Source organism: Nocardia camponoti, assembly GCF_014646135.1.
GTDB classification, from domain to species: Bacteria; Actinomycetota; Actinomycetes; order Mycobacteriales; family Mycobacteriaceae; genus Nocardia; species Nocardia camponoti.
On sequence record NZ_BMMW01000006.1, the window covers coordinates 169,212 to 185,055 of the forward strand.

Below are 15,844 nucleotides of genomic sequence, written 5' to 3' on the forward strand. Positions count from 1 at the left end.
GAGGCACCGCGCACATGGGCAAGCAGAATCGACGCAAGCGCACCGGGCGCAAAGCGACCGGGGCGCAACTGCCGCTCGACGACGCCCGTTCGGGGGACGCGAATCGGGTCGCTGACGCGGTCGCCACCGTCGCGTTCACCGCCGCCCAGGGCGACAAAACGATCGTTGACCGCTTCGTTGACGAGGTCGACCTGGGCGACCTCAGCGCCGGCGTGACGCTCGCCGCTCAGCGAATCATCAACCGGGCCTTCGATTTTGGCTGGCTGCCTGCCGACATCACCGAAGCCGCGCGCCGACGCACCAATGACTTCGCGGTCGGCTACCTCATCGACCTCATGGCCGAACATCGCGCGGACTTCCCCGCCGAAACCGTCGACGAACGCTGGCAAGCCCAACTTGACGACCTCGAAGCCGAGGTCTGGTGGACCGGCTCGCATCCGGTCGCCTGGGCCGCCCGCGACCTGCTAACCAGCGACGAAGCGCTCACCGCGATCCTGTCGGCACTCGCGCTGCTGATTTCGCTGCCAAGACTGGAACCGATCGTTCCGCTCCCGGGCACGCGGGTGAGCACCGTCGCCCACGAGCACGTCGACGCGAAAACCCTTGGGCGCGTTCGCGGTTTGCTCGCCAAAGCCGAGTCGACGGAATTCCCCGACGAGGCAGAAACCCTGTCAGCGAAAGCGCAGGAGTTGATGACGAAGTACGCCATCGACCGCGCGCTCCTAGCGGGAACCCATCCACTCCATCTCCCCGCGGCCCGCCGCATCTGGCTCGACACGCCCTACACGGACGCGAAAGCCCTGCTCGTCGACCGAGTTGCCAGCGCCAATCGCGTGCGCGCGGTGTTCCTCGCGGATTGGGGTTTCGTGACCATCGTCGGCGACGACCCCGACCTCGACGCCGTCGAATTGCTCACCACGTCCCTGCTGGTCCAGGCAACCCGCGCGATGATCGCGAGCGGCGACGCGACCCCCGGCCACGCGCGCTCCCGCGACTACCGCAAGGCGTTCCTCACCGCATACGCCACCCGCATCGGCGAGCACCTGGCGAAGGCAACAGCGGCAACCGTCGCCGACGCGCCCACCGATTTACTGCCGGTCTTGGCCGCGACCGAAGCGCGGGTTGAACAGGCGTGCGCCCACTATTTCCCGACGACGGTCGCGCGAAGTTTCACCGTCCGCAGCGCCGAAGGCTGGCAGGCGGGCACGTCGGCGGCTGACCGCGCGCACATGTCGCATTAGGCGCCGACCAACAACCGCCTCTCCGGTCGCATCCAGCCATTACGCTCAAAGAGTGCGGCCCATCATGTCGGAACATCAGCTCGATGCCGGTTGGGAGCTCGCGCGGTCGACGATGTCGATAGCCGGGGTCACGCTCAACGGGTTCCGCAACCACGGTGCGACAGCGACCGACATGCGCGTCTTCGCTCGGCCCGAGGTCACCATTGTCCTGCAGTTCGGCGAAAGCCAACTGACCGTCGATGGCCCGAACCAGCCCAGCGCCACCGGACTAGTTGCCGGGCTCGTTCCCGGTATTCGCCACGTTCAGGCCAAGCATCTCGCGTGCGTCGAAATTCGGATGTCGCCGCTTGCCGCGTACCGCCTGCTCGGGTCCGCGCCCACCGACCTCGCGGAATCGCTAGTCAGTCCAACCGATATCTGGAGCCGGCCAGCGCTAATCCTGCAGGAGCAACTCTCCGAAACTTCAACGTGGACAGCCAGATTCGCGCTCGTCACGCGGTTCCTCGGTGCACGCGAAGCAGCCAGGTCTGTCGATGCTGAGGTCGCCGCGAGTTGGGCGCGCATCACCGCCACGGGCGGTGGAGTCAAGGTGCGCGAATTGGCCGAGCTCACCGGGTGGAGTCGCCAGCGCGTGTGGTCGCGCTTTACCGCGCAAGTCGGCGTCACCCCAAAACGGGCGGCGATGATTGTCCGATTTCGGCGGGCGTTCGACCTGATTACCGCCGGTTACCCGCTCGCCGAGGTCGCGATGATGTGCGGTTACACCGACCAATCTCACCTGCACCGCGACATGACAGCGTTCGCGGGCACCACCCCCGGCGCGCTCAGCACGTAAACATTCGTCCAAGACACGAGCCGCCCTCCCCGCGAACAATGCCAACATGAGCAATGCCAAGCAGCTTGAGAGCCGGATTCGCGCCATCGAACAACGCGTCGCCGCAGCCAACGGACTCACCATCACCGAAGCGCTAATCGACCTGAGCGGACCCATCGTTCGCGTACTGACAACGGGCACCGGCGACACCCTCGTACACATAAACGGCATTTCCGCGCCAGTCATGGGTCTCGCCCCGTTGATCGCGGAACTCCCCGGATTCCGCCACGTCCTCGTCGATCTCCCGGGGCACAGCCTCGCCCCGCCCTACGACTGGCAGGGTCGATCTGTCCGCGAACTCGCCGTCGACGTGGTGACGGGAACTCTCGACGCCCTCAACGTCACATCCGCCGCGTTTGTCGGCAGTTCGCTCGGCGGGTTGTTCACGCTGTGGACGATGCTCGACGCACCTGCCCGCGTGACGCGAGCCGCGATCGTCGCCACCCCGGCCACCGCATTACCCGGTACCCGCGTGATTCCCGAGTTCACGTCGCTCACGTCGCCGGTCAGAGGCCGAATCGACCAAAGTCTCATGCGATTGCCGTCACCGCGTTCGGTCGCGCGGCTCGCGCTGACCGGTGCAATCGGCAAGACGGCAGCGCGGGCGATGTCCGACGACATGCTCGACCTGCACCGCCTGCCGTTGCGCTTGCCCGGTCAGGCCGCGTCCTACCGAGCTTTGCTGTGCCGACTTCTTGACGGCGGTGCCCCGCGGCCCGAAAACATCCTCACCGACGAGGAACTCGCTCAGCTCGCCGCGCCATCTCTGTTCGTGTGGGGCAACGACGATGTCTTCTGCTCACCCGAGCAGGCAGAACCATCCGTGGCGAAGATCCCGAGCGCGAAACTCGTCGCGATCCAAGGCGGCCACGCGCCCTGGTTCGACGACGCCGCTAGCTGCGCGGTGCCCGTCCGCGCGTTCTTGGCGGACAACTCAATTCGCGCTGCCCAAGCCTGATCTACAGCGACTCAATCCAGTTGCGCAGCAGTTGCGCGCCCGCATCCCCCGACTTTTCCGGGTGGAACTGCGTCGCCGACAACGGGCCGTTCTCGACTGCCGCCAAAAACGGCACGCCGTGTTCGGCCCACGTCAGTTTCGGGGGCGCGATGTGGGGGCTTTCGGGGAGTTCCCACTGCTGCGCGGCGTACGAATGCACGAAGTAGAAACGGGTGTCGGCGTCCATGCCCGCGAAAAGTGTGCTGTCAGCGGGGGTTTTCACCGTGTTCCAGCCCATGTGCGGCAGGATCGGCGCGTCCAGTTGCGCGACCGTGCCCGGCCATTCGCCGCAACCCTCGGTTTCGATACCGAACTCGACACCACGGTCGAAGAGGATCTGCATACCAACGCAAATGCCAAGCACCGGCCGACCACCAGCGAGTCGCTGACCAATGATCCGTTCCCCGCGCACCTCGCGCAGGCCAGCCATGCACGCCGCGTACGCGCCAACGCCGGGCACGAGCAGCCCGTCGGCGGCGAGCGCCTTGTCGAAATCGGCGGTCACCTCAACGTCGGCACCCGCACGAACAAGCGCCCGCTCAGCCGAGTGCAGGTTGCCCGAACCGTAGTCGAGCAGCACGACCGATTTCACAGCACGCCCTTCGTCGACGGCACGCCGCTGACGCGCGGGTCAAGTTCGACAGCCGTGCGCAAAGCCCTTGCGACAGCCTTGAATTCGGCTTCGGTGATGTGGTGCTGATCGCGCCCGTAGAGCACCCGGACGTGCAACGCGATGCGCGCGTTCTGCGCGATCGACTCGAACACGTGCTTGTTCAGCACCGTCGAATACGAAGCGCCAGGTCCCGCGCTCGGAATGATGGTGTGCACCAAGTGTTCTGGCTCGCCAACGAAAACGCAGTATGGCCGCCCCGACACGTCGACAGCCGCGTGCGCGAGCGTCTCATCCATCGGAATGTAAGCGTCACCGAACCGGCGAATGCCCTTCTTGTCGCCGAGCGCTTGGGCGAGTGCCTGGCCGAGCACGATCGCGGTGTCTTCGACGGTGTGGTGGGCTTCGATGTCGATGTCGCCTTCGGCACGCACGGTCAGGTCGAAGCTGGCGTGCGCGCCAAGCGCGGTGAGCATGTGGTCGTAAAACGGCACGCCCGTGCTGATCTCGGTTTTGCCGGTGCCGTCAAGATCGAGTTCGACAACGATCGACGATTCCTTGGTCACGCGTTCAATGCGCGCGGTTCTGCTCATGATTGTGCTTCTCCCACAATGAGATTGGTTGCCGCGATCGCGCGACTGACGCGCAGGAACTCGTCGTTCTCGCGGGCAAGGCCGATGGTGGCGCGCAGGTACCCGGCGATCCCGACGTCGCGAATGAGCACGCCCTCGTCGAGGTAGAACTGCCACGCCGCAGCCGCGTCGGTGAAGTGACCGAACAGCACAAAGTTGGCGTCGCTGGGGATCACCGTGAACCCCGCGTCGGCGAGTTCCGCGGCGACGCGATCGCGCTGCGCGGCCAATTCCGCGACGCTACCGAGCGTTTCCTCCGCGTGCCGCAACGCCGCGCGCGCCGCCGCCTGGGTGACCACCGAGAGGTGATAGGGCAAGCGCACCAACAGAATCGCGTCGATCACCGCAGGCGACGCGGCCAAGTAACCAAGCCGACCACCGGCGAACGCGAACGCCTTGCTCATCGTGCGCGTGACAACGAGCTTCGTCGGGAACCGATCAATCAACGCTAAAGCGCTTGGCGCGGAAGAGAATTCGCCGTACGCCTCGTCAACGACAACGATGCCGGGGGAGACAGCGAGGATGCGCTCCAGCTCAGCGAGCGGAATCGAGTGTCCCGTCGGGTTATTCGGGCTCGTCACGAACACCACGTCGGGCTGACGTTCGGTGATCGTCGCGACCGCGTAGTCGATGTCGAGCGAAAAGTCGCCGTTGCGCTTGGCTTCGATCCACTCGGTGTCGATGCCTTCGGAAATGATCGGGTGCATCGAGTACGACGGAACGAACCCGAGCGCGGTGCGTCCCGGGCCACCGAACGCCTGCAGGAGCTGCTGCAGAATCTCGTTGGAGCCGTTGGCCGCCCACACGTTGCTCACGTCGACGGGCACACCGGTTTGCCGCTTCAAGTACGCGGCGAGGTCGGCGCGCAGGCCAACGGCGTCGCGGTCGGGGTAGCGGTGCAATTCCGACGCGGCTTCCCGCACGGATTCGGCAACATCGTCGATCAGCGAGCGACTCGGCGGATGCGGGTTCTCATTCGTATTGAGCTGCACCGGAACCGTCAATTGCGGTGCGCCATAAGGCGATTTGCCTCGCAGGTTGTCGCGCAAGGGCAGTTGATCGAGGCTCGCCGACGCGCCAGGCGCGGTCATGACAGCGACCCGAATCGCACCTGAACGGCCTGACCGTGCGCGGGCAGATCCTCAGCGTTGGCGAGCGCGACAACGTGGGACGCCACGTCCTTCAACGCCGCTTCGGTGTAGTCGACGATGTGGATGCCGCGTAGGAACGTCTGCACGCTCAGCCCCGACGAGTGTCGCGCGCAACCGGCGGTCGGCAGCACGTGGTTGGAGCCCGCGCAGTAGTCGCCCAGGCTGACCGGCGCCCACGGACCGACGAAAATCGCGCCAGCACTGCGCACGCGAGCGGCGACGGCGGGCGCGTCGACGGTCTGGATTTCGAGGTGTTCGGCGGCGTAAGCGTTTACGACGCGCAGGCCCTGGTCGATGTCGTCGACAAGCACGATGCCCGACTGCTTGCCGTTGAGCGCCTCAGCGACGCGGTCGGCGTGCTTGACCACGCTCATCTGCGCGTTGACGGCCGCGTCGACAGCATCGGCAAGCTCAACCGAGTCGGTGACGAGCACGCTCGCGGCGAGCACGTCGTGTTCGGCCTGGCTGATGAGGTCGGCGGCAACGTGGACGGCGTCGGCGGTGGCGTCGGCGAGCACGGCGATTTCGGTCGGCCCGGCTTCGGCGTCGATGCCGACGAGCCCACGGCACAGGCGCTTAGCGGCAGTCACGTAGATGTTGCCCGGGCCGGTGATCAGGTCGACGGGCGCGAGCGGGCCACCGTCGGTGTCTTCGCCGCCGTAGGAAAGCAACGCGACCGCCTGCGCGCCACCAACAGCCCACACCTCATCGACACCGAGCAGCGCGGCGGCGGCAAGGATCGTGGGGTGCGGCAGGCCGCCGAACTGCGCCTGCGGCGGCGACGCGACAACAAGCGACTCAACGCCAGCCGCCTGTGCGGGCACGACATTCATGACGACCGACGAGGGGTAAACGGCATTGCCACCGGGCACATACAGTCCGACGCGCTCGACCGGCACCCACTTCTCGGTGACGACCCCGCCGGGCACGACCTCGGTGACGCTGTCGACGCGACGCTGGTCAGCGTGGACCTTGCGCGTGCGCTCAATCGCGACTTCCAGCGCGGCACGCACCGCGGGGTCGAGCTCGTCGAGCGCTTTCGCCAGCTCAGCAACGGGCACACGCACGGTGTCGGGCCGCACGCCGTCGAACTTCTCGCTGTAGTCAAGCGCGGCAGCCGCACCCCGGTCGCGAATATCGTCAACGACCGGCCGCACATGATGCAGCACCGAGTCGACGTCGACCCCTCCGCGCGGCAGCGCGATGCGCAGCTCGGCAGCGGAAGGAGTGCGACCGCGCAGATCAACGCGGGCGAGCTCGATGCGGGTAGTCATAGCGGGTAACGGTCCTGTTCTGTGTTTGGGCTCAGGTCAGCCACCAGCCTATCCGTCGCGCGCTAGGCGTTTTCCCGCAGATCCCGCCCGATCCTCGCGGCCGTCGATTCCCACTAAGAAACCGCAGCCCAGGGCACCCACCGCACAAAAAAGCGGGGCTCGCTGAGCCCCGCTTCCCTTTTTGATCTAGCGCGTATCCCCGTCAATGCGCAATCCGCTGGCGGTGTTCACCACGCGCATCACCATCGACTTCGTCGATCCGTTGATCGTGATGCTCGCCAACCGCATGTCAGTCGAACCGTCGGCGTTGTTGCCGTTCACCGCCATGATCGAACTAAAGGTGTTGATCGTGCGGTCGCCCCAGTATTGCCGGAACGCCGCCTGATCGCCGTACACCTTCTGCGCGGCAGGCGTGAGCATCGCCCACGAACCAGCGGGGTCGCTGAAGAAGTTCTCAACCAACATGCCCGCCGAACCGATGTCGACGGTGCCCGAGTTGGCGGTTTGGCCAAGCGGCGCAACCGGCGTTGTGGTTGTCGGTTTGGCGGACGACTGCGACGACGTCGGCGAATTCGCTTGCACCTGAGGCGAATCCGAGCCCGACGAACTGAACGCCGACACCGCGATCGCTACCGCCGCGATCACCGCGCCAACACCGGACCCAATCAGCACCGCACGACCCTTACCTGCCTGCTTAGGCGGCAGCGGCGCGGGCGACGTCTGGGTGCGCGGATGCGACGCCGTGTCATTGCGTGGCTGCGGACGCGGCGGCCGACTCACCGGACGCGCACCCGACCCACCAGCGTGCGTGGTGCGCGCGCCGTTGCGAATGACCTGGGTCTTCGCATTGCCGTTATGCCGGCTGTTGTACGACTCGCTCGCCGGAACAAACCCAGCAGGCACCGCGTCGCCATCGGCGAAGGCGCGCAACGTATCTCGCGCTTCGCGCATCGTAGGCCGGTCTGCCGGTTCAGGATTCAACAGATCGAGCAGGAAATCCGTTGCCGGGCCAGCATTGCGGGGCGTGCGCATCTTCCCGTTGGCAGCCGCGTACAGCACCGCGAGCGGGTTGGCGTTCGCGCCGTAGGGCGGTTCACCTTCCAGCGCGTGGAACAGCGTGGCACCGAGGGCGAAAACGTCGGCGGCGGGCGTGGGGTCGGCACCGCGCGCCACTTCCGGCGCGAGGTAAGCGGCCGTGCCGCAGATGAGGCCGGTTTCGGTGAGCGTCACGTCGCCGGCGGCACGGGAAATGCCGAAGTCGGTGAGCTTCACCTCGCCGTGCTCGCCAAGCAAAATGTTGCCCGGCTTCACATCACGATGCACGAGTCCAGCCGAGTGCGCGGCGATGAGCGCCGAAGCGACCTGCTCCCCAATGCGCGCGACCTCGGCCAAGGGTAGTGGCCCCTTATGCCCTAACTCAGCAGCGAGACTGACCGACTGGAGGAATTCCATCACCAAGCACGGATCACCATTGTGCTCAGTGATGTCGAAAACGACGATGGCGTTGGGATGTTGAAAGCGAGCTGCGTTGCGTGCTTCGCGAACGGCGCGTTGGCGCAACACATCGCGCTCACCCTCGGGGAGGCTGGGCTTGATGTGGATCTGCTTCACTGCCACGGAGCGTTGGAGGCGTTCGTCGACAGCACGCCATACAACGCCTGTGCCGCCGCTACCAATACGCTCGACCAGGCGGTAATGCTCCGCGATCTTCTGACCGGTATCGATGGCGCCTACTCCGAACCTTCTCGAAATTGTGACATCCCGCGTATTGACCATGGATATGGCCCGTGTCGAGTGTAGCCCCCTCTGGCATTGGCGCGTGCGGCACCGGGTGGATTGGGCCCACGACGGGCTACCACCACCGGGTAACAGCACCGATCTGGCGACCTAATTCCGCTGCGAGAGTGCGCGCGTAGGTAGCCGTGAGGTGATGTTCGTCACGATAGATCATCACGTTGCCTTCGGTCACTCGACACTGCTGTGGACGACAAATCGAATCTGAAAGGTCGAGTAACCACACGTTCGGATAACCGGCAGCGGGCTGGTGAGCGGGGTCAACGGGGTCGAGGACGACCTTGCGGTCGACACCGCAGCTGTCGGGGGTGCCGCGTTGAGCGAGGCAGTCATCGGCGCGGTAGAAGACGCCGTCACGGCGCAATCTAGGCGTATCGCGCATAGCTAGAACGTGCAGTCCGCGTTCTTCAAGCGCGGTCCACGCGGCCAAATATTCGGGCGGAACCTCGTCGCCGTCGCCGCTTGAGCGGTACCGAGTCGACAGGGTGAAGACCCAGTCGGGCCGCTCGGCCGCGAGCCGGTCCAGCACCTCTTCCGACCATTCCCGACATTCCGGGAACGGGTATTCGGCGTAGGAAGGCTCGTCCGACAGCGTCAGCGGGCAGCCCTCCTTCAAATACGACACGATCCGCACCCCACGCTCGACGCCGAGCCGTTCCAGCGCGGGCAGCCAGTGTTCGGAGTGCGAACCGCCGACCAGCGCGATCGAGCGGGTCGCGTTCGGGTCGCCGTACGTGCACACTCGCACTTCCCGATTGGGCGTGATGCAGCCGTCCGAGGTGGCGGCGGGGGTATCGACGTGGGCTTCGAATACCGACGGTCGCATCGGTTCGTCAGGGAACTCCGCACCTGGCGTGAGCGCCGCCGCGCCTGGATAGTGCTGGGTCGACAGGTCGCCGGGCGGGGTCGCCGGGTTGGTAAGGACGACGAGCTGCCAGCTGATCGCCGCAGCCATGACCGCGCCCGCGAGCGCGCTCACGATCACGCCGGTCGACCGGTGGTGCGCGGGCGCCGCTTCGCCAGCTCGACGGGCGCGCAGCGGTTGTTCGACGTAGCGATGCGTCAGTGCGGCGAGGACGAGCGAGATCGCGATGACGGCGAGTCCGTCGACGAGGCCCGCGTGCGTCCGACCGCTTTGGGCGAGGAAGAAGATCAGCAGCGGCCAGTGCCAGAGGTAGAGCGGGTAGGCGAGTTCGCCGAGTCGCGTGCACACGCGACTGCCGAGGACCCGATGGACGCTCGTGTCGGTGGCGGTGACGCCGGAAACGATCACCAACGCGGCGGCACCGACCGGCCACAGCGCCGCGACGCCAGGGAATTGGTTCGCGCCATCGAACAGGGGTCCGCAGGTCAGGACCATGAGCAGGCCGACGACCGCGAGCAGACCGCGCAGTCTCTTCGGCACGCGCAACCAGGGTGCCGCGATCGCGAGCGCGGCACCGACGAGCAGTTCCCAGCCGCGCGCGGCACTGTCGTAGTAGGTCCACGCCTGATGCTGTCCGGTGCCGAAAACCGCGTACCAGAACGAGGCAGCGCCGATCGCGACCAACGCGATCACCAGGCCACGCCGCCCGATCACGCCCTTCCTGCGCGCGGCCGCCCACGCCCCGATAACCGCGAGAATCAGCAGGTAGAACTGCCCTTGCACCGACATCGACCACAGATGTTGCAGCGGGCTCACCGACGGATCGGGCGAGAGATAGTCGAGTTCGGCGGTCGCGAGATACCAGTTTTGGGTATAGAACAGCGTGGCGATGGTCTGTTCGGCGGTGGTGCCGAATTGTGTGTAGGGGCGCAGCGCGACCGTCGCCACCGCGATCGCCACCAACACGACAACGAGCGAAGGCATGAGCCGACGCCCGGTTCGCGCGATCGTGGCCCGCAACGCGACCCCACCCGACCGCTCCGCCGCCCGCACGACCGCCCCGGTGAAGAAGAACCCGGAGAGCACGAGGAACACGTCGACGCCACCGGAAACCCGCCCTGCCCACACGTGGAACGCGACGACGAGCGCGATGGCGATGCCGCGCAGCCCATCGAGGTCGTGACGGTGAGCGGGGCGAGCGGGCGCGGGCGTGCCGACCGGTTGCGGTTTGGCCGACGGGGGCGCAACGATTTTGTGCGCACCGGTTTGGTGCGCGGGAGCAGCGGCGCGCGGCAACTTGACGAGCGCGTGCGGCGCGGCGGCCGAGCGGGTGCCGTCGGCTGAGTCGGGCGCAGGGTCCGACGGGCCGATCCGCAGTTCTGTCACCGACCTCACCCACTCCAACCCACACCGGGCACACCCCGGTTATTAACCCCCAATTTGCCGCACAGATACACCGCTATGCAAACAACCCGCCGCAAGCAATGACCCCGACCACCCGCCCACAACCACAAAACCAACCAAACAACATACGGCGGGTGACCAATCGCAGGCGACCAACGCGCCCGCGATCAATCCCCCGACCCGGACTCGCTAGCGCAACCCCTCCGCCGACCCGCGGTGCAGCGGGACCGGGGTCGTCTTCCCCGCTGTCGCCGCCGAGATCCCCTTCGCCGCCGGGTTCGCCTGCACCAGTTCGGGCTGGCGCGCGAGCAGCGTTTTAGTCAGCACGCACGCGAGGTTCGCGTCAAGGTCGTCGCGCACGACGAGCAGGTTCGGGACGACGATCGTCGGCACGTCCGCGCCCAGCCCGTACGTGGCCGCCGGGATCGACCCTGTCTCATAAACCGGGTTGATCTCCTTGAGTTTCGGCAGCGTCGACGTGATGTCGAGGAACCGCACCTTGTCCTTTGCCGTCGTGAACAGATCGGTGATGCCCGGCGTCGGCAGCCCGCCCGACCAGAACATGGCGTCGATCGACCCGTCTTTGAGTCCGTCCACCGTCTTCGTCAGGTCGAGCCGTTGCGCCGAAATGTCGCTGTCGGGGTTGAGCCCGACCGCGCCAAGCACCCGGTGCGCGATCACTTCCGTTCCCGATTTCGGCGACCCCGTCGACACCCGCTTGCCGCGCAAATCGGCGAGCGAAGTGATGCCGGCGTCGGCACGAACGATCACCTGCGTGTAGTTGTCGTAGAGCCGCGCGAGCGCGCTGACCGGCTGCGGACTGGTGAAACTCCCCTTGCCCGCGACCGCGTCAGCAGCGGAATCGGCAAGCGAGAATCCCACCTGGTACGTCCCGCCGACCACCTGCTGAATGTTTTGCACCGACGCACCCGTCTCGGCGGCGGTCGCCTTCACCTTGCCGCCCGTCGCCGACGCCAACTGCTCGGCATAGGCGTTGCCGAGCGCGAAATACACGCCGGTCGCGTTGCCCGTCGCGATGCCAATCCTGGTGTCAGACTTCACTTCACATGTCACCGCCCCGCCCGCGTCGGCGGTCGGCGCGTCCTGGCGACCACCGCATCCGGTGAGCAGCCCCGCCGCGACCGCGACGCTCACCACAACCTTGACTGACTTCGACATGGTGCCTCCTATTTTGACGCTGTCGCGCGAATTACGTTGTGGCGGTGAGGGTTCTACGACGTTCCACCACCGCGATGGGAATCGTCGCGAGCAACACAACGACCCCGACGACAGTCGCGGTTGGATTCGGATACAGCGCGATCAACCCGGCGACGGCGGCGAGCACCCGTGCGGCGGGCCCCAGCGCGCCAACGCCAAGCAACCACCCACCGGTCGCGGCGGCGAGCGCGAACACGCCAATGCACGCGGCGACTGTCACCCACAGCACGTCGACCAACGCGCCACGCCCGAGCAAATGCTCACCCGCATCGGTGAGGACGAACATCAGCGGCACAAGGAACGCGGGCAACGCGTAACGCAGCGCGGCCCACATCGTCGGCACCGCCTTCGCGCCGGTCACCGCGGCCGCGCCAACGGCGGCGAGCGCGGTCGGCGGCGTCACTTCCGACAGCACGGAGAAGTAGAAAACGAACATCGCGGCGGCGGGCGCGACAACATCGAGGTCAAGCAGCGCGGGCCCAATGATCACCCAGCCGATCACGAACGACGCCGTCACCGGCACCGCAAGCCCAAGCAGCGACAGGGCGATCGCCGCGAGCACCGCGGTGGTCGCCAGCACGATGGCGGGGTCGTCCGACAGCGCCGTCCCCGCGCGAACGAGCAGCGACGCGAGCTGCGCGCCGAGCCCAGTTTTGGTTGTCATCGCCGTGATCACCCCAGCTGCCGCACACACCGCAACCACCGGCAACGCCGCGCACATGCCCACCGAAAGGGCGCGCGACGCGGCAATAACGAAGCGCAGCACCACCTTTGGCGACCACCGCGTGCGCCCCGAACGCAACAACCGGTCCGGCACAGCCAACACCAGCGCCACCACCATCGCGTACACCACCGCGCGCGTCGCGCTCACGCCAGCGAGCAGCAACACGACGATCAGGATCAGCGAAGAGAAGTGATACCCGAAGCGCAGCAACAGTTTCCACGCCGATGGGGGCAGCGGACCATCGGCAAGCTCGACGGGCGCGCGTCCTTCCGCGTGAATCCGGCGGGCGTCGATTTCGACGGAAAGCAGAATGCCGAGGTAATAAAGCAGCGTGGGAATGATCGCCCAGCCGAGCACCGTCACGTACGACACGTCGAGATATTCAGCGACGATGAACGCCGCGACCCCGAGCGTCGGTGGTGACAAAATCGCGCCAACACCGGCAGCCGCGAGCATCCCGCCCGCCTGTTCGGGCCGGTAGCCAGCCCGACGGAGGATGGGCCAGGTGACCGCGCCGGTACTGACGGCTGTCGCGGTACCCGACCCGGAAACGGTGCCGAGCAGGAACCCCGACGCCACTGCCGTACGCCCGGCCGCACTGTGGGATCGACGGAACAGCGAGACCGAAAGTTCGACGAAAAACCGTGCGGCACCGGAGAATTCGAGTACCGCGCCGTAGAGGGTGAACAGCACGATGTAGCTGGCGGCGACGTCGAGTGGCGTGCCATAGAAGCCGCTGCCGGAGTTGTAGAGCGCGTCAATGATTTGGTCGAAGTCGAGACCCGCGTGCGCGATCGCCCAGCTCTGCGGCAGCAGTCCACCGTAGTAGCCGTAGGCGAGGAAACTCACGCAGACCAGCGGCAGAATCAGCCCGGTCGTGCGCCGACACGCTTCCAGAATCAGCACGAGCAGCACGGCACCGAACGCGACGTCGGTGGACGTCAACATCCCTTGCCGGTCGAGGAACGCGTTGTAATCGAACACCGGATAGAGGCACACAACCACCGCGAGCGCGGCGAGCACCCAGTCGAGAACCGCTGGCCCACTTGCCTTGTCGAGCTTGCCCCAGCCGGAGCGGTAACTCAGAAAAACTAGCGGAAGCGCGATCGCGAGGAAGATGACGAGGTAGTACTGACTGCCCTGCGGGAGCGGCCGAAACACCTGCGCCACAGCAAGCGCCGCAAGCACAAGGGCAGTGCCGCCGACGAGTCGCGCGGGAAACCCAGTGAGGTGCCGCGCGGGCCGTTCTTGGTCGTCCACGCCGAGTTCGGCCGTAGTGACAACCGGAGGCGTGGAGCTCATGAGCGCGACGATAACAATGCGAATGCGGTTCGTAGTGCGGAAACGACGATGTTGCGATTGGACAAAAGTGACAGAACTCACTGACGTTGCGCCTCAAGGGCATTGGCAGTGAACCGGCGGCGCTCGCCCAGAGCTACCCCGGCGAGTGGGGTGACGCTCCGTTCAGGTCGTCGGCGCCCACGGGGTTGGCTGGGTTCACGCGGCTGGCCCGGGCCACGCGGCTCGTTGCGTCCCGCGCGAAAGTGTCGGTCGCTCCACCTACCATTCGCCCATGCCTTCGATCGACACCGCGCAGCGCAGGGCCCGTCTCGCGACGCGGCATCGTCTCGCGCCCGCCGTCCGCTCAACCGATCCGGTGGAAATCGCACGCTCACTTGTGGTTTTGCATGCCACCGACCCGGCAACGGTGTACCTGTCGATAGCTGCGCGGGGCGTCGATCTGACGCCCGCGGACGTCCAGCAAGCGCTCTACGAAGACCGCGCGCTCGTGCGCCTCCTCGCGATGCGCCGCACGATGTTCGTCGCGCCAACCGAACTGCTTCCCGTCCTTCAGTCTTCGTGCTGCGATGCCCTCGCGCGCAAGCAGCGCAAAACCTACGCGCAATTCCTCGCGAAGGCGGGTGCGGTCGATGGCGATGTGAGCGAGTGGCTCATCGATGTCGAAAACGAAACGCATGCAGTCGTTCTCGAACGCGGCGCGGCGACCGGCCTCGAACTTGGCAAGGCGGTTCCGCGACTGCAAACCAAGGTCGACACCGCGCCTGGCAAGTCGTATTCGAAGCCGGTCGGCATCACTACGTGGGTCCTTGTCACGCTCGGCGCGGAAGGACGGATCGTGCGCGGCCGACCAGGCGGTGGCTGGACGAGCAGCAGCTATACGTGGGTCCCCGCCGAAAAGTGGCTTCCGCCAACGCTTTCCGCAGTTGCTGCCGCCGAGGCGCGGACCGAACTGGTTCGCCAGTGGCTTTACGCTTTCGGTCCCGCCCCACTGAGTGATCTGAAGTGGTGGACCGGCTGGACCGTCGCCGAAGTGCGCTCGGCATTGGCTGGAATCGACACGGTGGAGGTCGACCTCGACGACGGCACCACCGGCCTTGTCCTCGCCGACGACCTCCCGCCGGTCGCCACCCCCGACCCGTGGGCGGCGTTGTTGCCCGCCCTCGACCCCACGCCGATGGGCTGGCAATCCCGCGACTGGTTCCTCGGCCCGCACGCACCGGCGCTGTTCGACCGCAACGGCAATGTCGGCCCGACGATTTGGGCCGACGGCCGCATCGTCGGCGGTTGGGCGCAGCGCGCGGATGGCGAAATCGTGGCGCGGCTACTTGAAGACGCCACCACCGAGACCCGTGCGCTGATCGACGCGGAAGTTGCTCGCCTCCAAGCGTTTTACGGGGAAACCCGCGCAATCCCCCGCTTCCGTACCCCGCTCGAAAAGGAACTTACCGCCTGAGCCCACCCGCCCCGGATCGCGAGGCGACGGACGGTCGCACCGCATCCGGCGCGAGAAAGTTGAGATGAGCCGAGCGGGCCGAATGCGGTACGGGCACCGCGTGGTTTGCCCTAAGAGCAATTCGCCCTATCCGTCGTACCCACTCAAAACGACACGTGACGCTCCATCGAGCGCGATCCCGATCGCAACTCGGCGTGTCGAGTGGCATTTTCGTGCACGTTCGCGGCCAAAGCGCGATTTCAGCCCATTTCGCCGCGAACCTGCACGAATATGCCAACGAGGGTGACCGCGACACGCCGAAACTC

The 15,844-nt window shown here is 66.3% G+C and carries 12 protein-coding genes; 4 read left to right on the top strand and 8 right to left on the bottom strand.

From position 1 onward, the window contains the following. Positions 1-14: 14 nt before the first annotated feature. From IEX78_RS22785 to IEX78_RS22795, 3 genes are all read left to right on the top strand, one after another. Positions 15-1,241, top strand: a complete 1,227-nt coding sequence (locus IEX78_RS22785) for a DUF2786 domain-containing protein (protein WP_188831101.1) — start codon at positions 15-17, stop codon at positions 1,239-1,241. Between the two features lie 64 nt (positions 1,242-1,305). Further along, complete coding sequence (locus IEX78_RS22790; RefSeq protein ID WP_188831102.1) at positions 1,306-2,076, top strand: helix-turn-helix domain-containing protein; 771 nt, start codon at positions 1,306-1,308, stop codon at positions 2,074-2,076. A 46-nt stretch (positions 2,077-2,122) separates the two neighbouring features. Beyond that, positions 2,123-3,073: an alpha/beta fold hydrolase gene (locus IEX78_RS22795; RefSeq protein ID WP_188831103.1), complete on the top strand. Its 951-nt coding sequence runs from the start codon at positions 2,123-2,125 to the stop codon at positions 3,071-3,073. Between the two features lies 1 nt (position 3,074). On the opposite strand, the gene hisH is transcribed toward IEX78_RS22795, so the two are convergent. The 8 genes from hisH to IEX78_RS22835 form a co-directional block, all read right to left on the bottom strand. Beyond that, positions 3,075-3,704 carry an imidazole glycerol phosphate synthase subunit HisH gene (hisH, locus tag IEX78_RS22800; RefSeq protein WP_188831104.1) on the bottom strand — a complete coding sequence of 210 codons (630 nt, stop codon included), beginning with the start codon at positions 3,702-3,704 and terminating at the stop codon, positions 3,075-3,077. Continuing rightward, positions 3,701-4,315: an imidazoleglycerol-phosphate dehydratase HisB gene (gene hisB / locus IEX78_RS22805; protein WP_188831105.1), complete on the bottom strand. Its 615-nt coding sequence runs from the start codon at positions 4,313-4,315 to the stop codon at positions 3,701-3,703. The genes hisH and hisB overlap by 4 nt, the downstream gene beginning before the upstream one ends. After that, positions 4,312-5,445, bottom strand: coding sequence for a histidinol-phosphate transaminase (locus tag IEX78_RS22810; RefSeq protein WP_188831106.1), 1,134 nt, complete (start codon positions 5,443-5,445; stop codon positions 4,312-4,314). Before IEX78_RS22810 ends, hisB begins: the two co-directional genes overlap by 4 nt. Then, positions 5,442-6,779, bottom strand: coding sequence for a histidinol dehydrogenase (gene hisD, locus IEX78_RS22815; RefSeq protein ID WP_188831107.1), 1,338 nt, complete (start codon positions 6,777-6,779; stop codon positions 5,442-5,444). The genes IEX78_RS22810 and hisD overlap by 4 nt, the downstream gene beginning before the upstream one ends. 186 nt (positions 6,780-6,965) lie before the next feature. After that, complete coding sequence (locus tag IEX78_RS22820) at positions 6,966-8,555, bottom strand: serine/threonine-protein kinase (protein ID WP_188831108.1); 1,590 nt, start codon at positions 8,553-8,555, stop codon at positions 6,966-6,968. A 76-nt stretch (positions 8,556-8,631) separates the two neighbouring features. After that, positions 8,632-10,824: an acyltransferase family protein gene (locus IEX78_RS22825; RefSeq protein WP_229684257.1), complete on the bottom strand. Its 2,193-nt coding sequence runs from the start codon at positions 10,822-10,824 to the stop codon at positions 8,632-8,634. 207 nt (positions 10,825-11,031) lie between these two features. Next, positions 11,032-12,021, bottom strand: a complete 990-nt coding sequence (locus IEX78_RS22830) for a TAXI family TRAP transporter solute-binding subunit (RefSeq protein WP_188831109.1) — start codon at positions 12,019-12,021, stop codon at positions 11,032-11,034. 31 nt (positions 12,022-12,052) lie between these two features. Next, positions 12,053-14,086 carry a TRAP transporter permease gene (locus IEX78_RS22835; RefSeq protein WP_188831110.1) on the bottom strand — a complete coding sequence of 678 codons (2,034 nt, stop codon included), beginning with the start codon at positions 14,084-14,086 and terminating at the stop codon, positions 12,053-12,055. Between the two features lie 271 nt (positions 14,087-14,357). On the opposite strand from IEX78_RS22835, the gene IEX78_RS22840 reads away from it, so the two are divergent. Then, a complete protein-coding gene (locus IEX78_RS22840; protein ID WP_188831111.1) occupies positions 14,358-15,539 on the top strand; it encodes a winged helix DNA-binding domain-containing protein in 1,182 nt (393 codons plus the stop codon). The last annotated feature ends 305 nt before the right edge of the window (positions 15,540-15,844 follow it).